The organism is Brevibacillus sp. RS1.1 (assembly GCF_013284365.1).
GTDB lineage: Bacteria > Bacillota > Bacilli > Brevibacillales > Brevibacillaceae > Brevibacillus > Brevibacillus brevis_D.
Genome location: NZ_JABSVA010000010.1, coordinates 16,214 through 39,986, shown reverse-complemented (window position 1 = coordinate 39,986; position 23,773 = coordinate 16,214). Strand labels below are relative to the sequence as shown.

The following is a 23,773-nucleotide window of genomic DNA, read 5'->3' as shown; positions in this document are numbered from 1 at the left end:
TTTCGCCTTTTCCATTGCGCCTCGGTGGGTGCCCCAAAGATCTTCGCTTTTTTCTCCTGTTTCCTTGCGAGCTGTTGGGTTTTCAAGTGGGTTTTAAAGATTGATAATCATTGAACAGCAACGTCAGAGAAGAATATTTCCAGTCCTAGCGACTTTCGAAGTCCAACCGAGCTTCGCAGTGATTTGCGGGCAAAAGAAATGCAACGTGCCCAAACGACGAAGCGGCTACCACTTTTGCATTTCCTCGCAAATCGCTGCGGAGCGGACAGTCTACACTTCCCAGCAGGACGTAGCCCGGAGCGTAGACTGGAAATATTCTTCTCTCCACCGCGGCCACCTGGAAAATCCGAACTCTAGCTGCTGTGGTGGGAGGAAACAGGAGAAAACGCTCCAGCTTCTTGGGTCACCAGCTAGGGGGATTCACTGCACGGCTCCATGGAAAAAGCGAAACCGCGTCCAAAGTAGAGGGTCAGGGATGCTTCTCAGAGGTGGACGCTTAAAGGCGTGTTTCGCCTTTTCCATTGCGCCTCGGTGGGTGCCCCAAAGATCTTCGCTTTTTTCTCCTGTTTCCTTGCGAGCTGTTGGGTTTTCAAGTGGGTTTTAAAGATTGATAATCATTGAACAGCAACGTCAGAGAAGAATATTTCCAGTCCTAGCGACTTCGAAGTCCAACCGAGCTTCGCAGTGATTTGCGGGCAAAAGAAATGCAACGTGCCCAAACGACGTAGCGGCTACCACTTTTGCATTTCCCCGCAAATCGCTGCGGAGCGGACAGTCTACACTTCCTAGCAGGACGTAGCCCGGAGCGTAGACTGGAAATATTCTTCTCACCACCGCAGCAACTGCAACTTTCTATGCTATATTTCTAGTATGCCCCAAGGTATTGATATGGTTGATACATAGCGGATAAGTCAGGAGTTAAGAAGGAAGGATGAAGGAAATGCCAATTCATAAGCAAGTTGGTTCTCCTGCTAGTTCTATTAGAGAGGATGGTCGTTATCCTATCGACCTGACTGGCCCTCACAGCCACACACTTGTTCTCAAGCCCGGCGTAGGCAGCCTCTCCATTGGACCGTCACAAGCGGGCAATAAAACAGACCTACACGTCGATCCTTATACACCCATTAATTGGAATGTATTCGATTCCTTCGCCACACCAGCTGGCTCGCCTTGGCCGCGAGTTCTGTACTACGCAGGTAGCGACACGAGCTTCTTTGACTGGGCCATAGAACGCCCCATTGAAGAAATGACATGGGTTCCGATCCTGCCTAAAGACAAAGTCGTGGACGCCAGCCAGTCCAAATTGCACGGCTTGCATATTGAACTGGACCAGTTTGAAAGCCGTTTGCACCTGAAGCTCCCGAAACGCCAGGTCTCTGAATATTTCCGTCTGAGTGTAGCTGGTGATCTATCGCGTTTTTCTGTCGCTGGCGACATGCCCTACTCTCTGACATTGAAGCCGCGCACCAGCCGCCGCAAGAATCATGAGCCCTTCTTGCTTCCCGATCTGGGCGCACTCCACCAGGTCACGAACCTGACTCTTCGAAACGAACCGCTTGCGCAGCCTATCTCGCTTGCGTGTCTAGAGAGATTTCAAAATCTTACATCGCTGAGTTTGTGGGGGAATTTCTGCGATTTGGAGCTGCTAGCTCGTCAGTCCCAGTTAACGAATTTAGAGCTGCGCTTTATGCCTGATCTGGGTGATTTGCCGCCATTAAATGTATGGCCGTTGCTTGACAGATTTATCGCCTATAACGTGGAGGAGATTACGGGTAAGCGACTGAAGCAGCAAATGAAAGCGCGAGCTAAGACCCGTCCGTGGACTGGCTACGCTTCCGTGAGCCAATTACGGAAGCCCGAATGGTGGACAACCGAGTTTGGCCGCCCATTTTCGTCCTGGCCGAAACGTCTGGCCAAGCTGGCTAATGAAGCCTATGACGTTGCACAAGCGGCACTGGCCCAAGCCCGCAGCCTTGCTGATGCCGAGGCAGCCATTACCGCCTTCACCGTGCGTTTCAACACCCTTAAAGGTATCGAAACCACTGAACGAGAAGACTTGGGTGAAGCTGTATGGCAACTAAGCCAGTCTGACCACCAAATTGGCCAACCTATTACGGAGGAAATGGCTCAAAGCTGGTTCGACGCAGCACGCGATTACTAACGGCCATCCTTTGCGAGATGGCCTTTTTTGCGTTCGCTACTCTCATGTGATCACCAAATAACTGTAGTTATTCTATCTGTTCTGCATCCGGCAGTGCCCATGGTTAAAAATGGAATTTCCCCTTGACACACTCCATTTACATTTGTAATATTAACCCAACAGATTATATTTACATCTGTAAATCAAAAGATGAATGAGGAGGTGAGTACATGCCCAATATCCCAAAAATTTCGGAAGCAGAGTGGGAAATCATGAAGATCATTTGGAAAAACAACCCTATAAACGCTGAAAATATCGCACTCCTCTTGCCTGATGAAATCGAGTGGACCGATCAAACCGTTCGTACCTTCATCAACAGACTTTTAAAGAAAAAGGTGATCGGTTTTGAAAAATCGGGAAGGGGCTATAAGTATTTTCCATTGATTTCCGAAAAAGAATGCATCCGGGCAGAGAGCCAGTCGTTTTTGAAAAGAGTCTTTAGCGGGGCGGCAGACATGATGATGACCAATTTTTTAGAAGACGTCAAATTGTCCCAGAAGGACATCGAGCATCTTCAAAAGATTCTGAATGAAAAACAGAGAGACATGGGCAGCAGAGGCGATGACAGATGAGAAAAATGACAAAGCAGCAGATCTTACTGTAAAGAGGTAGAAGGCATGGATATGCTATGTGATATTTTTTTATGGATTTTTGATGCCACTATTGGAGCTAGCCTCGTCGCTTTTATGGTGATAGCCATCAAGAAAATCTTTCATCACCGAATAAGCGCTCGGCTCCACCACGCGCTTTGGCTGATTGTGTTAATACGGCTTCTGTTCCCTTTTCTCCCTAACAGTTCGGTAAGCATCTTCAATATCTGGCAACTAGGTGTAGACAGCATAAAAAATGCTGTTTCCCCCCACTCCCCTGTTGCGAATGACGCGTCACAAAAAGAGAGAGAGCAAAACAGCAAACAAATAAACTCACCTCAAAATGATAAGACAAAACAGCCAGAAAATCAAAAACTTCTGGATCCCTCCATATCCAACCCAATCAAGATCGATCCAGACCCTGTCGAGGACACTCACACCCTTGGCGTAAAAATAGCAGCCATCGTCTGGCTAATCGGATGTATTTCCCTGCTTGGATTTATGTGTGTCTACCTGTTACGGACCAGAAGCAGAATGAGCAGCCTCAAAATCGTGACAGACCCGCAAGTCATTTCCATCATGGATGATTGCCGAAAAAGATTTGGCATCACCAAACCAATCCCTATCTATTCAGGAAGCTATAGAAAAAGCCCACATATCGCCGGGTTGATCCATCCATGGATTTACTGTCCCGAAGAGATATGCAAGGAATCGAACGCCTCTGCGCTTACCCACGTCTTCTCCCACGAGCTTGCCCACTACAAAAGAAAAGACATCGCGTGGAACCTACTGGGTCTACTTGCTCTGGCCATTCACTGGATGAACCCTTTTATTTGGATGTGTGTCAAACAGATGAAGGCCGACCGGGAGCTTGCGTGTGACGCTTATGTGTTGAACGTTCTGGGTGAAGCTGAGTCTGTGCCCTACGGGATGACGATTATTCAATTTTTGCAGCGTTTTTCTACCAACCGCCAGCAGCTTCACTTGCTTCCCTTTACCGAAGCAAATAACAAGAATCAAATGATAAGGAGAATTCAAATGATAAAAAGCTTTAAAGCAGGATCTTACAAACTCTCGGTTGCTGCCGTTTTGTGCGTAGCTTTGATGAGTTCGGTGACCCTTACGAATGCCGCAGTGAAGGTAGAGAGTACCGTCAAGCCAGTCGCTTCCGATCAGGCTAATACAGAGCAAGAGGCTAGATTTTTGTTTGATTCGGATGAGCGAACATACGACCGTTTGTCAAAAGGAATACAGACAACTGGTTTTGCCTTTAAAGTTCCTGATGTGCTTGCTATGGACTATGAGTTTAAAGGGATGTATATCGATCAGAAAAAGTTGCGTACCAATAAAGAAACTCACGTTTATATTGAATTTAGCAAAAAAGATCCCTCATCAAAAATTGTGCGTTTTTCTGCAAGTAGCGGACTACATGGATTGGAGGCGGCTTACAAAAAAATCGTGGATGAACAAAAAAAGGGATATGGGGAACAAAAAATAGAGAAGCAAAATTTGAAGGTCCAAGCGCTAGATGTAATGAAAGTGACTTTTATTGGCGCAGATAACAACATTAACTCCGTTTACTATCTATGGCAAGATAACGGCATACAGTATAGCCTTAATAGTTTCGCAAGCGATCTTCAAGAAGACATTGTGAAAATGATCTCGAATGTGAAATACCCGGATCAAGCGATGAAAGAACGCTATGTAGGCTATTCCGTTTACGTCATGGGCTTATATGATACGGAAGATGTACAGCATGGCTCAAAAGCAATAGGGTTTACTCCCAAATTTCCTTTGGAACTGCCGGGACAGTTCAAAGGTACAGCAGCAGATATAAGCTCAAAGGTAAATTTCAGCATGCCGGCAAATGAGAAAGATTATAAGACCATGTACCTTGGGATTTACTACGATGTTGCTGAGAAAAACAAAAGATTGAGCGGGGAAAATAGAATCTCATTTGATCAAATTAAAGACACGAAAATATACGAAGATATGAAAAAGAATGGGAATGTAGCCTTTTACCAATCTATGGACGAAGCGTACAAAGTTAAGGTAAACATGCTGAAAATCGCTGGAAATGAAGTGTTCAAAACGGAGAAATACAAGCGTTACGGAGAGGCGAGCACCGCAGCGGATCCAACTCTCATCTCCTATTTCTGGAGAGAAAATGACGTTTGTTTCAAAGTCACGTTTACGGACGGAGTGTCCAATGAGGAAGAGATTGTTTCCTACCTGATGAGCCAAAAAGCGGTAGACTTTCAGAACTTGAAGTAGTAAACCGGTCAATCAAAAACGCGAAAGGAGCTAGCGATGAGCAGCCCCTTCCGCGTTTTTTTGCACGCTTAATACCGTGTTTCGCTTTTACCATGGAGCCTCGGTGGTTGGTCATAGCCGCGTCAGAGAAGAATATTTCCAGTCCTAGCGACTTTCGAAGTCCAACCCAGCTTCGCAGTGATTTGCGGGCAAAAGAAATGCAACATGCCCAAACGGCGGAGCGGCTTCCACTTTTGCATTTCCCCGCAAATCGCTGCGGAGCGGACAGTTCCCACACCCTAGCAGGACGTAGCCCGGAGCGTAGACTGGAAATATTCTTCTCTCCACCGCTGCCCCGTTGATAAGAATAACCACCTGCATAACTTTCACAGGTGGCATTTATCGAATCGGATATCTCTATGCGTTTCTCTCTTCATCCTCAGCTGAAGGCCAGCCACCCCATAGGTGGTTCAAGTGCCCATCTGGATCACGAAATCGAAAGCTGTAGCCTCCGCCTCGCTTGTACGTCATTTCACTTACTTCGATTCCTTTACTTTTCAGCTCCTCATAAACCTCATGGATTTTGTCTACCTGCAAGGAGATGATCGGCTGGGCTTGTCCTGCCATATCGGTAAAGTCCAAACGAGGAACTTCCGGACAACGAATGAGCCCGAGACCTACTCCGCCTACGTTCAACCACGCTTCATTGTCTCCAGGTGAAAATTCGAAGGTAAACGGAATGCCGAGCACATCGCGATACCACTTTATCGATACCTCCAAGTTTTTGACGGGCAGCTGTACAACCGCAAAATTACGCACATGGATACTCATTTGTGTTCGCTCCTTTATTTCAAATATGTACTTTCATCCTCTTAAACGAAAGAAAAGAACAAAAAGAAACGGGTGCTTCTACCACTTCTGAAAAAAATGCAGCAAATGTCCATCCGGGTCACGAACAGCAAAGAAAAGGCGATCGCCTGCTACCGAAACCTTTTCCACGCTCATGCCCTGATCGGCGAGACGCAGGTACGTTTGACAAATCGCATAGGCATCTCCCGCACGAAAGGCAGCCAAAAATTGCTCAAACCCTTCTTTTGATACAAATCCGGACGAATCACGATGTCCAGCTTTGTCGATTTTCTTTTTGTTGGACGGGCTTTCATCCTGTCTGGATTGCTCTGCTAACACGAACAAGCGCTGGCGTGCCCTCTTCACCCCTTCCTTCACTGCCCCTACGGTCGTATGCAGTAATGTGGCTGTTTCCTGCGCCGTAAACGAAAAAATGTCCATCATGAGAATCAGCACCATCTGTCTGGCATTTAGACGATCAGCCAGCTGCTCGAACACCTCTCTTTGCACAAACGCATCGGATACACTGGACTGGTGCAGATAGATCGCTTCATCAAACAGGGCGGGATGCTCATTCGCCTTTCCCTTCCTGCAATGATCGATCCAAGCATTCGTAGCAATTTGCCTCAAAAATGCCTTGGTTAGTTCTCTGTCTGGGGCCTTCTGCAAGGAACGATATACCTTCGTCAATGTTTCTTGCAGGAGATCCTCCGCATCCCAGTCGTTTTTCGTGAGGGACAAGCAATGCTTTTGGATATCGGCTAGAAAAGGTTTTACACGCAAAAAGGAAGCCTTATCCTGATCAGCCCCCATACTATCCCTCCGCGACTTTTCCGAGTATTCATACTTATTTTCAAAAAAAGAAAGAACGCTGTCAACAAAGACCATGTAAAAATAGGAAAGCGACCGTCCAGAACGTATTTTCCCGCTCAGGACAGTCGCTGCTTTATTTCCTGCCAATCAACACAACCAAGTCTATCGTCATATCCATTCCTGCCAAGTTTGACACCCGTTCCAACTGCTCAGGTGTCGCCCCCCATGCCAACGGCGTCATCTGAAGCAGGGAAGCTAGACCCTCTTGATCCAGTCGGAACTGATACTGAACCCGTTCCTTACCGATTAGCTGGAAGCTGGTTTTGAAGTGGTCGATCGTACGATGATTTTCATATTGTGTTTTGGGTGTCTCTTGATACAAGACTTCCCGTAGCTCTCGCAAGTATTTCGCCTCTGGTATGACTTTGATCATTCGTCCTTCATCAGCCAGAAGTCTATGAAACTCATCCGAATTGGATGGAGATAACAGATTGAGAATGTAAGGAAACTGTCTATCCACAAACGGTGCATTCGTCAAATCACCGACGCACCAAACTACTTCTGAATCATTCTTCGCCGCAAGCATAACTCCCTCTTTAGCGAGATCAACACCCACTCCGATAATGGGGACTTGGCTTGCTTGCATCACTCTCTGCCGAACCTGCGTCAAATGATAGCCTTCGCCGCATCCTGCATCCAGCACGTACATCCGGTTTTCCTCAGGTTCTGTCGTTTGCAGGATGACTTCGCTCAACACGTCATACAATGGATCAAAAAAACCTTGCTCCATGATCGCCCTTCTTGCGCAAAACAATTGCTTGTCATACTTTGTTTTGTAGGTTCGCGTAGCCAAGTGAACGTAGCCGTGCTTGGATAAATCAAAGCAATGATGATTGTTGCATACCAAGCTGGTCGCAGGTACGTTACGCATAGCTGCCTGGCAAATTGGACAACGAAAAATCCCCACATGCTGGGAGATAGCTGTAGACATCAAAAAGCACCCCATTCATTCGTATTTCGGTGAATGAAAAAAGGCACAGTCAAATAAACCCCAAGCATTTTCAAAAAAATGCGGGATTACGTTGATCTGTACCTCACATTACCGTAGACGAATGAACTGGATGATCATGGTGTGTAACACTCCTGCTTTTTGATAAAGTAGGCATCGCGATAGACGCCCAAGTACGATTGTAGCACATTTCAGGAATATACAGGCACTTCCATTACGGGAACGGGAGTCTCAGGGGCAGGTACGCAGTCTATGTCTTGTTTTGCTTCCTGCCCATGCCCTGCTCCTGAAATATATTTTTGCGTTCACTCCAACAGCATGACCTCATCGTATTTCATCAGGATGCTTCCTTCCTTGTACTCCCCCACTTTTGGCACATTCACCAGACCCTTCATGTTTTGGAGAAGCGCACGAACGATGTTCACTCCGCTTTCGTGAGCATGCGGATACCCGCCGCCAAAACGGGGATTGATCTCCGACACAACGTACTGATTTCCGACCAAAAAACAATCGATGTCAATGGGCCCACGCGGCTCTAGGACACGGATGAGTTCCTTCGCAAGTGATAGCAGACACGGATCTTTTACCGCGAGTGAGCGATCCGTCTCCCCTGCCCGCATTCGCAGCTTTTTGCGGGTGAAAAGTGTCACCAGCTCTCCCGAGATCAGATCCACATAGCCATCCACTCCGTACTCCTCTGCCTGTAGGAACGGTTGAATGACGACATCCTCCATTGTTTCCATGAGCACGGACCATTCTTGGTCATTCTCCACACGTGTGATGCCCAAACTGGCACTTCCATACCGCGGCTTGACGATCAATGGATACGTAATCTGCCCTGCAAAAAGCGCTGCTTGTACCTCGTCCATTTTGGTAAAGGTGGGAATGGCGGGAATCTGATGCGCGGACAAAAAATCATACGTTGCCCTCTTATCCAAGCACATCTGGATTACATCCCGGCTGGACACGATCACCTCGATGCCCTGCATGTAGAAACGATCAGCATGCGCTGCCAACAACGTCAGCTCAGGGTCTATTACAGAGAGGATTGCCTTGATCTCGTATCGTTGGCAAATGTGCAGCAGGGCATCGAGATAACCAGGATCATCGATACGCGGCACCTGCTCGTGATGATGGGCAGCGTACAAGGCCGGGGCCGTCGGATCGCAGTCCACTGCTATGATTTTGCCAGTGTCCCCCCATTCGCGTACAAAATAGTGGAGCAGCTTAACTCGTCTGCCTACACTGGTCACAAGTACGTTCATTCAGTTCACTACCTCCTGCTTGTCAACGTGAAAACGATAAACCGATTCGGGAATGAATTGTTGAAGAGTCTCTTTTCCCCTAACCATGAACGTTTCATTTCCATCGATGGCAAGAACAGGCGGTCTCTCCCGAATAAATGGTGGATTAAAGACGAGCGTATAAGCTCCCACGTGCCCGAAGACAAAATAATCCCCGATATCAGGCAGAGGCCCCGTGTAGCCTTGAAGCAAATAATCTTTTTCCATGCACGTATACCCGACAACATGATAGGGCGCTTCAGGAACTGGCTTGCGGTTGCACACAAGTCGGGCTGGCAAGAGGTGAGAATGCATCGTCGGCTTGACATTGTGAATGCTTCCATCCACGAGAACAAATCGCTCGCCTCTGTTTTCTTTTACATCGATGACTCGGCAAACAAAATCAACGGCATCTGCCACAAGGGAAATCCCCGGCTCGAGAATCAGTAATGGCGCATGATCCAGCTCTGCCAGCTCCTCCTTCACAACTGATGTAATCGCTTCGGCGTACTCCTCAAAGGTTGGAGCAGCCGTCATCCCGAATGAGGTCGGGAGCTCGCCAAAAAATCCGCCTCCAATATCAATAAAAGCAAGCCGCTCTCCCAAATGCTGTTTCCCCAAACGGCATAGATGGCGCGTAATTTGGCGATAAACACCGACACTGCGATTGGTGGAAAAATGTCCATGCAATCCGACTACATGCACATTCGGGGCGACAGCCAACTGACTCAGGGCTTTTTCCAAATTACCGTTTTCGACGCAAAAACCAAATCGGCTGACCTCGTACCCATTTTGCAGAGGACTCACTCCACCCCTGGCCAAATCCACATTGATCCGCAGCCCAATCCGAAATGTCTGCTCAGGATACTGCATGGCGTAGGCCACCACCCACGGGATTTCCGAAAAAGAATCCAGATTGATCAGACTCCCCTGCTCTAAGGCAAAGTGAATGTCGTCTTCCGTTTTGAGCGGGCCGTTAAATATGATGGAGGAAGGATCGACGCCGAGCTTCCGTGCCAATTCGTACTCCAATCGAGAGACGACTTCCGCATGCGCCCCTAACTGATGCAGCTTTTGGCATAAAAACGGCAAGTAATTCGTCTTATACGAATACGCGACGACTACATGCTCATAGCGCCGAGTAAACGCTCGTTGGAAACGACGATAGTTGTCAGAGAGCTTCTCTGTGTCCAATACGTAAAACGAAGACGAGCAAAGACTACGCCATTTTTCTAGCTGCTCATAACTATACATGGCGCACCCCCTGTTCCTGATTTAGGAGGCTGCTCGTGATCACACCGATGACTCGCTCCTGCTGTTCGGCGGTTAAGCTGGAACCAGACGGCAAGCAAACACCTTGGGCAAATAGCCGATCTGATATACTCTCATCAGGTTGGTGTGGATAGTATTGGCACTGTGCGAACAACGGTTGAAGATGCATCGGCTTCCACACGGGACGGGCTTCGATATTTTCTTTGCCCAGTTCATCGATCAGTTGTGCAGCTGAGAGGGTTGTATCCGCTGGATTCAGTGTCATCACCGTCAGCCATCGTGTGGCTCGCCCTGTCGCCGGCTCGGGCATGAACGAAATACCAGGCAATTGTCCGAGAGCTTGTTCATAGCGCTTGAAAATCCCTCGCCTTTCCTCGATTCGCTCCTCCAAAACACGCAGTTGCCCCCGGCCAATCGCAGCTAGTACGTTGCTCAACCGATAATTGTAGCCCATCTCTTCATGCTGGTAATGCTTGGCTGGCTCCTTCGCCTGCGTCGACCAGAAGCGCGCCTTTTCGATTGCCTCAACATCATCGGAGACGAGCATTCCCCCACCTGAAGTCGTCATGATTTTATTGCCATTAAATGAAAAGGTCCCAACATGACCAAAGGCGCCGCTCATTCTCCCTTTGTATACAGCCCCTAACGATTCGGCTGCATCTTCCACCACGCGAACCCCATACTGCTCACAAAGCGCCATCAACGGTCCCATATCGGCACTCTGTCCGTATAAATTGACGATGACGACCGCCTTGGGCAACTTGTCCGCTGCTGCCGCTTCCCGCAGGGCACGCTCTAATGCCAGCGGAGACATATTCCAAGACCCTGCCTCGGAATCAATGAATACAGGAGTCGCTCCCTGGTACAAAATCGGATTGGCACTGGCGACGAAGGTGAGACTGGAGCAAAACACCGTGTCACCCGGAGCGACGTCTGCTAGCCGAAGCCCGAGATGGATAGCAGACGTACCTGAGGACACAGCTAGCGCAGCTTTTACGCCCACATACTGGGCAATCTCTCGCTCAAAGGCATCGACGTGTTCCCCCAATGGTGCAATCCAATTGGAGGCAAAGGCGTCTGCCACCAACTCCCGCTCATCCTCCCCCATGTGTGGCGGTGATAAAAAAATCCGCTGCTTCGCAATCATTACGACGTCCCCCCATTGCGATAGGCAGGAAAAAAATCTTGCTCGCCAGCCTGATCGACCTGTAGTTTTTGGCACAAAGCCAGATACACTTCCTCATCGTGAACTTTTTTGCCCATCCAGTAAGGAAAATGATTTCCGTTTGCAAACGAGGACTTGAAACGGAACAAGCCATCTCCATCCAGATTTCCTCCTCCAAGGAGAAGTAGCTGTGCTCCATCCTGCTTTGCCTGCTGGATCATGGCGTCGAAGAGGAGGTGGTTGACCCCAAGCGCCATGTCTTCCGTATGGGATGCCCCTAGCTGATAATGGGCGAATTGTTTTCCACTGAGCAAAAGCACTCCCGCCACCGGGCGATCCTCATGCATGGCGAGCAGAAGCCGCGGCTTGCACAGCGCTGTTTTTTTCATGAGTCCCCCAAAAAACTCAGGAGCATAGTAGTAGTGCGCCGCGGCATGGTTACGGTCCATCGTCTCCCGATGCAGTTGGATAAAAGAATGCAACCGATCGGTTCCGCCCAATGTAACCCGGACGTCATTTGCCGCGGCCTTCCTCATATTTCTTCCTACGTTTTGTGTATAGTGGGCGCGGATGAAGGCAAGGGTGGGGCGTAAATCGACCGCCGTTACCATCCTCACCAGATCCAGTTGCATTTGATCCGCGAACAGCTCCGCATTCCCCAGCAATGGATGAAAGCGAACCGTTTCTGTCAGATAGTTTTTGTACCGACAGTAGACGTGGAATTGCTCCTGGAACAATCGGGCAGCCGTCTGTCCTCCCACGACAAATGGCCCTCCGTATCCAATCGAAACCAAATCAGCATAGCCGGGAATCCACCCATCCAGACGTCTGACCAAATATGGATAGAAAACCTCGTTCTCCCCACTCTTGAAAAAAACAGCTTCTGGCGTGCCCTGCTCCATTTTGGCGTATAGCTGCACAAATTCTTTCGTGTAGGACACGTCTAACTTTAAAAATCGTTGCAAATATTCGGTCCAATCATCCTGTTCCGACAGTACGATCAGGCTCACATGCTCCCCTCCCAGCGCGCTCTGTGTTTTCACTCCCTCTGAAGTCTTCTACCGTGACGCTGCCCTGCTGATTTATGCCTGTCGATTGAAAAACACGCTTGATCGTCAGACCGATAATCCGCATATCCAGAAAAAAGCTGCTATTTTCTACATACCAGACGTCCAGCTCGAACTTTTGCTCCCAGTCAATTGCATTTCTCCCATTGACCTGCGCCCAGCCTGTAATCCCCGGCTTTACATCGTGTCGCTTCAACTGCCGCGGCGTGTACAGCGGCAGGTACTCCATCAGCAGCGGTCTCGGCCCTACGAGACTCATTTCACCACGGAGCACATTCCATAATTGCGGCAGTTCATCCAAGCTATACTTGCGCAAAAGCGTTCCGAATGAACCTAATCTCTGCTCATCAGAGAGAAGCACTCCACTCTCATCACGCTCATTGGTCATCGTGCGAAATTTGTAAATGAAAAACGATTTTCCGTGCAAACCTGGTCGCTCTTGTACAAACAAAACCGGAGACCCCAGCTTCCAGCGGATGAGCAGACTCACCAGCAAGATCAGCGGGGACAGTATGACGAGCATCAGGAAGGATACGCAACGATCAAACAAGGACTTCATGTCGCACCTCCTGATGAATCCATTTCGCTGCCGCTTCCTCCATACTGAGGCTCTGCATGCCGTACCTCTCGCGTAGCATGGAATAATGCTGGAGTATTTCCTCCAAAAAGGAGAGATTCTCTTCCATGTGGTTCCCGAAGTTCTCCGGATGCCACCATAGATGGTACAAACGATTGTGCTCTGCCGTGTGAGTCAGGTCGCATTTGATTCTTTTCATGCGCCATTTTTCCAACCTCTGTAGTCGAGGATGATAAGGGCGCAAAAACCGGCTGGATGGAACATCGATCATTCCATCTGGACTACGCTGCAATGAAACATAGTTGTTATGGCCGGAGAGATTCACATACGCATCCATCAGCCGCATGGCTCTTTTGAACAATGTCTCTTCGGCAGCCCCTCTTGTGTGGTACATCCAAGACTGCTCGTTGCCACGATAGGAACAGAATCCCTTTTTCTTGCACAAAGATAAATAAGCGGACTGCACCTGATTTCGCGGAAAAACAATGCTGGATGGGGCGTATCCTTTTTTGCGAGTTAATCTATGAAAAGAATCAAGGTCAGCAGCAAAAGCTTCGGGAGTCTGTCCCGGCTCTAGACAATAGTAGTGGGAAAGGGTGTGGCTTCCGATGAATTGATGCGGGTAAGAGGATATCAGCTTGATTAAGGAAGGAGCAAAATGATACGGGTCGACTTGCTCATGCCCTCCTATCGCATCTGTCTCCATATAGGGGTAGGGTGACAGCTTTTCATCGGAATACGCCGGGAGATGCCGTGGGACGACACTTGCCAACTCCTTGCGCGACTCGCAAAACAAAAAACCGACAGTAGCCCAGGTGACGTGCATTTCATACTTGGCAAACAGCTCCAAAAGTGCGGGGATCACTCGACGAACGCCTAACAAATTTTGCTCATAGGATGGAATGGTTCTCTTGTCTCGGACGCCCCAGTAAAGTTCAAAGTCTAGGGAAATGACGAATGCTCCCGTCTTGTCCAATCTTCTCCGCTGCCTCCTTTCTCCTGCTCTCTTTCTTCTCGCAGCTGACCAGTCAGTTGGGCAAATAACGCCGCCTGCTTCGCAAGGACTGTCCGCTCATCGAAGTGCTCAAGCGCGATGCTGCGGCTATTCTGTCCGAATGCTTCTCTGAGTCTCGAATCCACTACGAGCTTTTTTAAGGCTGCATACAAGGGACTTACTTGTTTTGGTTCTACTAAAAATCCGTTCACACCGTCCCTGACTTCTTCCCGACATCCACGGATATTCGTGGCGACGATCGGTTTCGCCATCGCCATCGCCTCAATGATGGATCGAGGCAGCCCTTCGCGATGAGAGGGAAGAACAAAAATATCACTGGTGGCCATCAGCTCCGGGATGTCTGTGCGGAACCCAGCCAAAATGATTTGCGGATGCTGTCGGCAAAGCTCCACGAAGTTTTGCCCCCGCTGATCGCGTTCACTGGAAGATACGTCCCCCACCAACAAGAGGCGCAGACGCGGAAATTCGCCCGCCAGCTTGCGAAAGGCTTCCAACAGCTCAAAAATCCCTTTTTCCGAGACCATACGTCCCACATAGGTAATCACCACATGATCATCCTGCAGCCCCAGTGAGGACTTGATAGACTGGACCTTTTCTCTCGTAACGTGTCGTGGGTGAAAGCGTTCTGTGAGATCAACACCATTGCCAATGTGCAGAATCCGCTCCGTCTGGGAGGAGAAGCCTTCCTGCACGCTCAATTCGTAATCCTCTCGACTCTGAAGCAAAAGATAGTCGGTCATATGCCGTGCAAACCATTTTTCCAGCGTGTAGTACATCTGATACGTACTTTTGCTCATTCCCTCATGAAAGAAGTAGCCATGCGCTGTGTAAATGACATGCGGCACTCCTGCCAGCCTTGCTGCCACGCGCCCGAGAACAGCGGCAATTGGCGTATGGACATGCACGACATCATATTTCTCCCGTTTCATCAGCCGATACAAGGCTCCAATTGTGCCCAAATTGGAAATCGGGTCGATCTTTCGCTTAATCGGGATACTTCGAAGCGTCAATCCCTTTGCTGTTAGCACATCAAAGCGTCCTGTATCCGAACACGCGGTATGCACCTCGTATCCTTCATCCATCAGCTTTTCAATCAGAGGAAACAGCAAGCTTTCTACAGAGCGGTCAATTGCGCATACTTGCAAGATTTTTTTCAAGCAGATCACCGCCATTTTTGATCTGACGCGTATTGATTTCGGCTGTCACGAAATACAGCGCGAGCATGATCCAGAAAAACGTTTCGCGGATTCCGTTATGCGTGAGTCCGTACAAAACTTGGAAGACAAGCGGATACCAAGCAACCAATCGATGCCCACGGACCGCCCCATAAATCATGAGAATAAACAACACCGTGCCTATTACGCCGTAGGAAAAGAACAGATTGGCTAAGGTAGAATGCAGCTCCAACGAAATGCTGCTGTTAAATCGCTCGTACATCCCTTCCCCTGCTCCGAACAAAATGTACTGCGGATGGTTGGCAATCCGGTCATAGCCCCGCGCTGCCAAATTATCATCCGAATCTTCGCCGAGTGTTACCATTCGTTCTTCGATTTGGGTGTAAATAGATGCGTCGCTCAGCACGTTTTCGTTGGTGTACAAATAGATGAAGAAGACAGTGAAGGACGAGACGAGCACGCAAAGCAGATTTATCCAAAACAAGCCCGTTCGTTCTTTGATGGAGAGGAGCAAAAAAACGAGGTACATCCCTACGGCACTAATGATCGCTGCTTTCGACAGGGACGCTGCAATGATGCTAAACGCCGTGCCTATCGAAATAAAGAGAGGAATAGTCTTTACAGACACGAAGCGAGCACACAGCAGGCATATTCCCATGCACAAGAGCCCAAAATAGCCGAGCTGGTTCGGATTGTTAAAGAACAACGATTGCCTGAACTCTCCGCTATCCGGTGACAAACCTGACACGAGAAAGAATGCCTGAACGAGCAAGGAAGTGGATGTAGCCAGGAAGATCCATTTGACGTACTCTTGCGGGTTGCGCCTGAACAAAATAATCAGGGCAAACATCACGGCTCCGTTGTACATGTACCACTTGGTCGAGCTGAATACATCCATTTCCCCGCCCAGTGCAATCGCCCATATGCCATTCACCATCATGATGTCGTACAAAAACAGAAGGGTAAGGAAGAGAAACAATCCGAGTCTGCGATTGACCCGCCCCAGGCGAAACAAGAAGCTGTAGGCGATCAAAATCAGCATAAGAAAATCGGCGATTTGCGGATTGCCACTTGGGAAGAAGTAGAAGGGCTTAAGCACCACATATAGCAAAAGAAGGATCTTGTCCGGGGAGAGCTTTTCCTTGATCATCATTTACCTGTGTGCCAGATGGTTAGTGAATTCCAGGATTCGCCGATAATCCTCCCACGTATCAACCTCTGCCCAAAACAATCCCGGTGGTATTTGTGCGACATACACATTCTTTTCGCCCAAAAAAGAATAGAGGACATTTTCCCACCATAAATCATACTGCTTCTCCTGAATCAACCTTTGTAATCGACGCAAAAATATCGGCAGAAAGCTCTCTTGAAGCTTGGCAATTCCAACGTATTCGCCAGTTGTCTCTTCCAGAGAGAGTCCCTTTCCGTGGCGAAGCAGCAGTCCGTTTTCATAACCAAATTTATAATCTCCCTCATAGCGACGGACTGGATCAGCAAACATGACGGGACATGTGGTCTCTTGCAACACGACTTCCAGCACCTTTGATTCAAAGTAAACGTCGGCGTTCAACAGCAAGCAATCGCTCCCTTGCAAAAAATCGCGGGCGAACCAGAGGGACACGATACTATTCGTCCGATCATAAAAAGGATTGTGGTAAAAACGAATAGGTTCATCTCTGAGAAGTTTGATAATCACGTTGGCTTGATAGCCCACCACCATCGCGATCTCTTCAATTCCGTTGCGCCTTAGCTCCGTTATCGTATTTTCAATGAGCGTTTGGTTCCCGATATCCACTGTACACTTGGGAATACCGTCAATTTGCTCGTTGATTCGTGACCCGAGACCTGCCGCCATGAGCAGTGCCTTCATCCGACTCCCCTCCTTCTTTCAGAGATGGCATGACGTATTTGATGTTCAGCTTCAGCTTGTACATCGATCTGGCCAGTCCGACGAACAGGTGGTAGAAGGTCCATAGGAGCAAAAATAGCATCTGCCCGCTGATTGCCCACAGAAACGCGGTAACGAACACGCCCAACTGATAGCCCGTTTGGGTAAGAAAAAGGAAGACAAAAGCATCGATCCATTTGCTGCGCTTTCTCATAGAGACTGTTTCGTGAGAGATTTTCCCTTGGCTAAAGACGAGATCGGAACCATTGGTCGCCAAAATCTCGGCAAAAATCGAGAGCAAAATCAAATAGAGTAGCCACGGATCCAACATCGCGTGATGATCCGTGATTCCGTAAATCACACCGAATGACACTAGGTAGAGTGCATAGTTGAGCCCGATGTCCAGCCATTCTCCTCCCTTGCTCTTCTGATTACGCATGCGGGCTACTTCCCCGTCGACGCAATCCGCCAAGTAGCACAACTGACAGAAGAAGCAGCCGAGCAGAAAGGATGCCGCCGTTCCGTACATAAATGCCGCAGCGCTAAGGAGTCCGGCGACAATCCCTCCCATTGTAATCGCGTTGGGTGATATTTGTGTTTTTCGGGTCAGCAATAAGCTCACATAGATGGAGATGCGACGAATGAAGTAGTACGACCAAAATTCTTCCCTGCTCCACGGCTTCTGCACCTTCACACGGCACTGACGTGTCTCTTCACTATCCCAAAACATAGACGGATACAGCTCATCCTTCACGGTAAGCCACCTTCTTCATGACCTCGTCTCCTGGAGCGAGACGGAATATTTTTCGGACAAAAACGGGATGTACCATGTGCGAAAGCCAAAATATTTGGATGCCCAATACGAAGCACAAAGATCTCGACAGATCAGGCTGATTGAAGTTGCAATGGCCGCCCCGATAATTCCATACAGCGGAATGAGACAAGCGTTTCCGATTATGTTTAGTGCAGCTGAACAAACAAGAATATTGCGGGCCGTTTTTTGATGCCCGGTCATTGTCAATAAAGGGATAACACTGCCTGTGCAAAAATTGACAAACTGCCCCATGCACAAAATCACAAGGACGAGACTCTCGCTCGCAAACTCTTCGCCAAAGAAAGTGAGCAACGGAACGGCGAATATCGCCACCAGCAGATTGAGAGGAGCAGAGGTGAAGAAAATGAGTCGATTGGCAAACGCAATCATCTTTTTCAAACCGTCCATATCATTACGTGCGTACAGCTCAGAAAACTTGGGAGAGAGGATCGTATTGATGGAAATCAGCGCAAAGCCCGTCACCATTGCCAGACGAATGACCACACTGTATACTCCAACAGTTTTGGCATCCGTAAAAATACCCAGCATGATCATATCTGTCCACGTCATGATCAATTCCATCGACGCACTCAGATACATCGGGAGTGCGACTGCAATAATTTCCCTCAACCCAACACCAGGCTCTCCCGCAGTCGGCTGTACACTGTTACGGAATCCTCGGCTTGTCGCATACCACTGCCCCATCCCATAGACAGCATTCAAGAAAACAGCAGCTGCGAGCAGTTGAATCAAGAGCATCGTACTGGGTTGGAAAAAAGGAATGGCGATAAAGAGAAACGCCAAGTGCAGAAAACGCATACCGACAATATCGACAGTGATCGAGATGACAACCCGATGTAGCGCCCGAAATGCAGATGCATACAGCCTTGCGAGCGACACAAACGGAAGCATCCACGCGACGACTCGCAGTGCCTCTGCTGGCAGCTCCCCTGCAAACACGTAGGCAGACATCTGCTCTGAGAACACATACAAAAGTACCCCAAGCACAATCGAAATCAACGTCGCCCACAGCACTACTTTGTTGAATACTTCAGAAATCTGATAAAGCGAGCCTTTCGCACGAAACTCCGAGAGAAAGCGGATGATGGCTGTATCCGTCCCCAAAACGGCCAGCACCATTCCGATGTTCATCAGGGTGAGCGTCAGCGAATAGATGCCCAAGCTCTCGGCTCCATACTCTCTGGCAATGTAGAACTGCAAGAGATAGAGCAGTACGAAGCCAAGGAGCCGAAACAAAAACGTGAAGGCCGAGCCGCGAATCACTTCGTGAACATCGCGATCTTTATTGAGACGGCCCCATTGTCGTTGCCAAGCTAATTTGAGGGCATGCATGCCTACAAACGCCCCGCTTTCTGCTATGCGTTGTACCCATATCCGTAGTAGCCTTCTCTCTTCCCTACCTTTTTGTTGTTCAGAACAACACCGATCAGATTGGCTCCTGCTGCTTTTAACTGCTCTACCGCCTTGACAGCAGAATCCCGCTTCGTCTTGCTAGCATCCACCACCATGACACAGCCGTCCATTTCCCTCGCCAGCACCATTGCGTCGCTTACGATTAATGGCGGGCTGTCGACAATGACAAAATCATAGTTGTGGCGCAGATATTCCATCAATTCCAAGAGCCGTGGCGTCCCGAGCATTTCCGCTGGATTATGCGGAATTGGCCCTGCCGTAATGATCGACAGCTCTGACACCCCAGACGGTTGGATGATATCGGGAATCTGGCACATATCCGAAAAGTAAGAACTGATCCCGTACAGATTGGGCATATCAAAAGTGAAATGTACCCGCGGATTGCGCAAGTCAAAATCAAGCAGCACCGTTTTCTTGTGATCCTTTGCCATCATCAAGGACAGGTTGGCAGCAGTGATCGTTTTTCCCTCAGAAGCCCCTGGACTGGTGACTAAAATCGTTTGCATCAGCTTGTCGCCCATGGAAAACTGAATGTTTAAGCGAAGGGTACGGTAGCCCTCTACCAACGGAGACAGCGGCTCCCAATGGGCGATCAGCTTTTGGTAACGATCATCAGGCTTCTGCCTTCTCATACTCATTCCTCACTTCCTCCACCTTGGGCTGGCGAAATGCCTTCCGCGTTTTTTTATCAATCACCGCAATGGTTGCCAGTACAGGTAAGCCTAAATACTCCTCCACTTCTTTTTCCGATTGAAGTCGGGTATCCATCTGCACGAGTAAGAAGACGACGACCATAGATGTTGCCAACCCGAGGACAAAAGCGATCACCGAATTGAGGATCGGCTTTGGACTCACTGGAATGGCCGCCGGATTGTTTCGGGCTTCCGCCAAAATATGCACGTTGTTCATGCTGAGCATTTTGACGACTTCTTCCTGAAAGGTTTTCGCGATTGTATTGGCGATGAGCACAGCTCTGCCCTGATCCGGGTCTTCTACCGTAATGGAAATGACCTGCGAGTCCTTGACTGGCTCTACCTTTGTTTGAAGCAGCAGCTCCTCCATCGTAGAACCCGCCCCGATCACTTCGAGCACGCGCTCCATCACCCGCGGACTTTCAATAATGACGCGATAGGTCTCAATCAATTTCAGATTGGAATCAATTTCTGCGACGGATAGCATGCTCTCTACGGTTGAATCCAGCGAGCGATTCACTAATATTTCCGTCTTCGCCTGATAAATCGGTGTCAGCAAATAGAAGCTCACGAGCGCTGTTCCGATGGTGCATAAAGAGGTAATCAAAAGGATCAACTTCCATCGCTTCAACAACATCAGGAGTATTTCACGAAGATTAAGCTCCTCATTCATCCTGCTTCCCCCTTTGCCCCGCTATGCTGTCACTTCCTTCTTTTGGCAGTTGTACGGGAGGTTCGATTTGTTTTTGAAAAGTTGAAAGACTCTCGGTCAACCTCTCGCGCTCTTGCGGGCTGACGATATAGTAGTAGATTCCATTGATCATTTGACCCTTTCCTTCCAAACGAATCGTCTCGACGGAGGTAACTGCCGTACTGTAGCTTAGGGCAAGCTGTTTCATCACATCAAAGGTCATGTTCGTTTTCACGTATTTCCCCATCGTCGTAAGGACATCATTCAATCGAGTAGGCGATGCAAGGGTTACCCCTTTGTCCAGCAATGCCTTGATGATTTCCTGCTGTCTTTCGTTGCGCCCGAGGTCGCCTCTCGGATCTTCATAGCGCATGCGAGCGTAGACCAAGGCTTGCTTCCCGTCTAGCTGGATGGGACCGACCGGAAAGGTGTAATCGGCATAAGTAAAGGCAAGCTTGTTGTTGACCTCCACTCCGCCCAGCGCATCGATCACACCTGCGAACCCTTCCATATTCGCGGTCACCACGTAATCAACGGGTAATTGGAGAAACTGCTCGACGGTGTCTACTGCTTGCTGCACGCCGCCAAATGCATAGGCGTGATTGATCTTATCCTGGGTACCTTTGTGAGCGATAACGGTTCGTGTATCACGCGGTATACTGATGAGCAACGCAGATTTCGTTTTCGGGTTGACGGAAAGTACGAGGATGACATCTGAGCGCCCCTTGTCATTCTCTCGTTCATCAACGCCAAGAAGCAGTAGAGTGATCGGTTCTTTGGGCAAGATAGCGGAGTTCTCCACTTCAGCCGCAAGCGGTGTAGCTCCTACTGGGGAATTCATGGTCGACGTTTGTCTCACAGATGCTGGTTCAGTCGCTACAGGTATCTCGACAGTTTTCTGCGTGCGGACAGGGAGGTACATTTTGCTGGCTGTTTCTTTTAACGACAGATAGACGTACACACCATAACCACTCAAGCTGATGAGACAAATCAATCCTCCCCATGCTAGCAGCCGCTTCCACTTGATCGTGGCGATCTTTTCCTTCCATTTGCTGACGCTCATCCGATCGCCACTGGATAAGGGACTGGCGTAGACTCTTCGTTCACGTAAGAAGTGGATTGATAGCCTGGCACGATCCCTTGCAAAATCTCGATGATGGATTGTTTATCCTCCATCGTCGCTCCCTTGTCTGCAATTTGCTCCAACCGGGCGATCCCTGCCAAGAGCTCATTCCAGGAAAAATCGAGCGGCTTCCCTATGAAGATGCGATTATGGCAAGTAGACGACAAGCCTTCTTCTGCCGTCAAAATTTCTTCGTACAGCTTCTCACCCGAACGAATTCCCGTGAATACGATCGGAATATCCTTCCCGGGCTCCAAGCCTGCCAAGCGAATCAGGTCGAGGGCCATATCGACAATCTTGACCGGTTTCCCCATATCGAGAATGAATATTTCCCCTCCCTGAGCGAGTGCTCCCGCCTGGATAACAAGCTGGGCAGCCTCAGGAATGGTCATAAAGAATCTCTCCATATCTGGATGCGTAATGGTAATCGGTCCACCTGCCCGTATTTGATTGAGAAAAACGGGAACGACGCTCCCCCTGCTCCCCAGGACATTTCCAAAGCGAACAGCCGCAAACCGGGTAAGTCCGAAATGGTTATAACCCTGGATCAATAGCTCAGCGATCCTTTTCGTGGCTCCCATCACACTGGTTGGATTCACTGCCTTGTCCGTCGAGATCAGGATGAAATGAGAGACGCTGGTTTCCAGCGCGCATTCCGCCACGTTTTTCGTACCCAGAATGTTATTTTTTAATGCCTCACACGGGTTGTTCTCCATTAACGGCACATGCTTGTGGGCTGCCGCATGAAAAACAACGGCGGGACGATATTCATGCATAATCGAAGAAATTCTTTGTCTGTCACGAATATCTGCAATCAAGCTGACTGTCTCCTGCTCAGGAAACAAACGCGAGAGCTCCAGGCCCATTTCAAAAATACCGTTCTCTTCGTTCCCCAAGAGAAGAAGTTTCCTTGGGCCAAATCTAGCTATTTGTCTGCAAAGCTCAGACCCAATCGAGCCGCCCGCTCCTGTCACAAGTACGACTTGCTGCCGCAAGTACCCCGTAATCTCTTCCAGATTGACTTGAACAGGCTCTCTTCCCAATAAATCCTCCAACGCTACATCCCGAATCATGTTCATCGTGATTTTTCCGCTGATGATATCTGCTACATGCGGCAAAATTTTGACGCTTGCTCTCGTCGTTTTGCAAATATCGAAAATCTCCTTAATCGTCTGTCTGGAAGCAGATGGCATGGCAATCACGATGTCCGAGATGGAAAGTCGTTGAACGACACGGGCAACGTCAGCCCGATTCCCTACAACGGGCAAGCCGTACACACGCAGATTTTGTTTACTGGGCTCATCATCGATAAAAGCCACTGGACGCAGCTCCGACAAAGGCGAGGTTTTCATCTCTCTAGCTACGAGCACTCCTGCGCTACCTGCCCCGATAATTAATGTGCGCCTGCGATCCTGCGTTCTTTTCTCCCGCTCTTCATACCACCACTTCCATACAAACCGAGAGCCTGTGATCCCGAGCAAAACAAAGGCTAGTGTCATGAGAAAGAGTGAGGTGGGAAATCGGACGGACCAACCAAGCAGATACGTCATTTTTAGTACCAGATAGAGTGCCAAAACAGAAAAGCTCGTGGCAAAAATGATCGAGACCAGTTCGCGAACACTGACATAGCGGAAAACAGGTCGGTAGAGCTGAGCAAAGTGCATGCCTGTCACGACGAACAGTACGTGGCCAATCATCAAATACATAGGTTGATAGTCGCTTATCTCCGTGAAAGAAAAATCAAATCGAACTAGGCAGGCCAACCAGACAGCCAAGCTGATAATTCCTGCGTCCGATAAGCTTAACCAGAATCTTCTCTTCCGGTAGCTCATATTCATCCGCTCCAGGTGATCGTTATTCAAA

Annotated in this window: 22 protein-coding genes; 4 read left to right on the top strand and 18 right to left on the bottom strand. The window is 48.9% G+C overall.

Annotation, left to right across the window (positions count from 1 at the left end; genetic code table 11):
- The first annotated feature begins 940 nt into the window (after window positions 1-940).
- From HP570_RS24045 to HP570_RS24035, 4 genes are all read left to right on the top strand, one after another.
- Entirely contained in the window at window positions 941-2,161 is a 1,221-nt protein-coding gene (locus HP570_RS24045) for a hypothetical protein (RefSeq protein WP_173627481.1), read from the top strand.
- A 189-nt stretch (window positions 2,162-2,350) separates the two neighbouring features.
- A complete protein-coding gene (locus HP570_RS30135) occupies window positions 2,351-2,416 on the top strand; it encodes a hypothetical protein (RefSeq protein WP_474199203.1) in 66 nt (21 codons plus the stop codon).
- Window positions 2,389-2,772: a BlaI/MecI/CopY family transcriptional regulator gene (locus HP570_RS24040; RefSeq protein WP_474199204.1), complete on the top strand. Its 384-nt coding sequence runs from the start codon at window positions 2,389-2,391 to the stop codon at window positions 2,770-2,772. Before HP570_RS30135 ends, HP570_RS24040 begins: the two co-directional genes overlap by 28 nt.
- Before the next feature lie 45 nt (window positions 2,773-2,817).
- The gene (locus HP570_RS24035; RefSeq protein ID WP_173627414.1) at window positions 2,818-5,064 is read left to right on the top strand and encodes a M56 family metallopeptidase; all 2,247 of its coding nucleotides are present in this window, start codon (window positions 2,818-2,820) and stop codon (window positions 5,062-5,064) included.
- Window positions 5,065-5,460: 396 nt separating this feature from the next.
- Here the strand turns inward: HP570_RS24035 and HP570_RS24030 are convergent, their stop codons facing one another.
- From HP570_RS24030 to HP570_RS23945, 18 genes are all read right to left on the bottom strand, one after another.
- Window positions 5,461-5,874 (bottom strand): VOC family protein, encoded by a 414-nt coding sequence (locus tag HP570_RS24030; protein WP_173627413.1) that lies wholly within the window; start codon window positions 5,872-5,874, stop codon window positions 5,461-5,463.
- 78 nt (window positions 5,875-5,952) lie between these two features.
- Window positions 5,953-6,705, bottom strand: coding sequence for an RNA polymerase sigma factor (locus HP570_RS24025; protein ID WP_015892485.1), 753 nt, complete (start codon window positions 6,703-6,705; stop codon window positions 5,953-5,955).
- Window positions 6,706-6,838: 133 nt separating this feature from the next.
- Window positions 6,839-7,696 (bottom strand): putative RNA methyltransferase, encoded by an 858-nt coding sequence (locus HP570_RS24020; protein WP_254495442.1) that lies wholly within the window; start codon window positions 7,694-7,696, stop codon window positions 6,839-6,841.
- Window positions 7,697-8,019: 323 nt separating this feature from the next.
- Window positions 8,020-8,979 carry an ATP-grasp domain-containing protein gene (locus tag HP570_RS24015; protein WP_173627411.1) on the bottom strand — a complete coding sequence of 320 codons (960 nt, stop codon included), beginning with the start codon at window positions 8,977-8,979 and terminating at the stop codon, window positions 8,020-8,022.
- Window positions 8,980-10,251, bottom strand: coding sequence for a type III PLP-dependent enzyme domain-containing protein (locus HP570_RS24010; RefSeq protein ID WP_173627410.1), 1,272 nt, complete (start codon window positions 10,249-10,251; stop codon window positions 8,980-8,982).
- Window positions 10,244-11,416 carry a DegT/DnrJ/EryC1/StrS family aminotransferase gene (locus HP570_RS24005; protein ID WP_173627409.1) on the bottom strand — a complete coding sequence of 391 codons (1,173 nt, stop codon included), beginning with the start codon at window positions 11,414-11,416 and terminating at the stop codon, window positions 10,244-10,246. The genes HP570_RS24010 and HP570_RS24005 overlap by 8 nt, the downstream gene beginning before the upstream one ends.
- A complete protein-coding gene (locus HP570_RS24000; protein ID WP_142497796.1) occupies window positions 11,416-12,444 on the bottom strand; it encodes a GNAT family N-acetyltransferase in 1,029 nt (342 codons plus the stop codon). Before HP570_RS24000 ends, HP570_RS24005 begins: the two co-directional genes overlap by 1 nt.
- The gene (locus HP570_RS23995; RefSeq protein ID WP_064201151.1) at window positions 12,413-13,060 is read right to left on the bottom strand and encodes a sugar transferase; all 648 of its coding nucleotides are present in this window, start codon (window positions 13,058-13,060) and stop codon (window positions 12,413-12,415) included. The genes HP570_RS24000 and HP570_RS23995 overlap by 32 nt, the downstream gene beginning before the upstream one ends.
- Window positions 13,044-14,054: a polysaccharide deacetylase family protein gene (locus HP570_RS23990; RefSeq protein ID WP_173627408.1), complete on the bottom strand. Its 1,011-nt coding sequence runs from the start codon at window positions 14,052-14,054 to the stop codon at window positions 13,044-13,046. The genes HP570_RS23995 and HP570_RS23990 overlap by 17 nt, the downstream gene beginning before the upstream one ends.
- Window positions 14,021-15,259 (bottom strand): glycosyltransferase family 4 protein, encoded by a 1,239-nt coding sequence (locus tag HP570_RS23985; protein ID WP_309139213.1) that lies wholly within the window; start codon window positions 15,257-15,259, stop codon window positions 14,021-14,023. The genes HP570_RS23990 and HP570_RS23985 overlap by 34 nt, the downstream gene beginning before the upstream one ends.
- Window positions 15,219-16,421: an O-antigen ligase family protein gene (locus tag HP570_RS23980; protein ID WP_173627406.1), complete on the bottom strand. Its 1,203-nt coding sequence runs from the start codon at window positions 16,419-16,421 to the stop codon at window positions 15,219-15,221. The genes HP570_RS23985 and HP570_RS23980 overlap by 41 nt, the downstream gene beginning before the upstream one ends.
- On the bottom strand, window positions 16,422-17,138 hold the full coding sequence (locus HP570_RS23975; RefSeq protein WP_173627405.1) for a phosphocholine cytidylyltransferase family protein: 717 nt from the start codon (window positions 17,136-17,138) through the stop codon (window positions 16,422-16,424). It lies immediately after the preceding gene.
- Window positions 17,083-17,910 carry a CDP-alcohol phosphatidyltransferase family protein gene (locus HP570_RS23970; RefSeq protein WP_173627404.1) on the bottom strand — a complete coding sequence of 276 codons (828 nt, stop codon included), beginning with the start codon at window positions 17,908-17,910 and terminating at the stop codon, window positions 17,083-17,085. The genes HP570_RS23975 and HP570_RS23970 overlap by 56 nt, the downstream gene beginning before the upstream one ends.
- A gap of 15 nt (window positions 17,911-17,925) precedes the next feature.
- A complete protein-coding gene (locus HP570_RS23965) occupies window positions 17,926-19,323 on the bottom strand; it encodes a flippase (RefSeq protein ID WP_173627403.1) in 1,398 nt (465 codons plus the stop codon).
- Window positions 19,324-19,346: 23 nt separating this feature from the next.
- Window positions 19,347-20,042 (bottom strand): CpsD/CapB family tyrosine-protein kinase, encoded by a 696-nt coding sequence (locus tag HP570_RS23960; RefSeq protein WP_173627402.1) that lies wholly within the window; start codon window positions 20,040-20,042, stop codon window positions 19,347-19,349.
- Window positions 20,017-20,769 carry a YveK family protein gene (locus tag HP570_RS23955; RefSeq protein ID WP_015892499.1) on the bottom strand — a complete coding sequence of 251 codons (753 nt, stop codon included), beginning with the start codon at window positions 20,767-20,769 and terminating at the stop codon, window positions 20,017-20,019. Before HP570_RS23955 ends, HP570_RS23960 begins: the two co-directional genes overlap by 26 nt.
- The gene (locus HP570_RS23950; protein WP_173627401.1) at window positions 20,762-21,850 is read right to left on the bottom strand and encodes an LCP family glycopolymer transferase; all 1,089 of its coding nucleotides are present in this window, start codon (window positions 21,848-21,850) and stop codon (window positions 20,762-20,764) included. Before HP570_RS23950 ends, HP570_RS23955 begins: the two co-directional genes overlap by 8 nt.
- A complete protein-coding gene (locus HP570_RS23945; protein WP_173627480.1) occupies window positions 21,847-23,742 on the bottom strand; it encodes a polysaccharide biosynthesis protein in 1,896 nt (631 codons plus the stop codon). The genes HP570_RS23950 and HP570_RS23945 overlap by 4 nt, the downstream gene beginning before the upstream one ends.
- Between the last annotated feature and the right edge of the window lie 31 nt (window positions 23,743-23,773).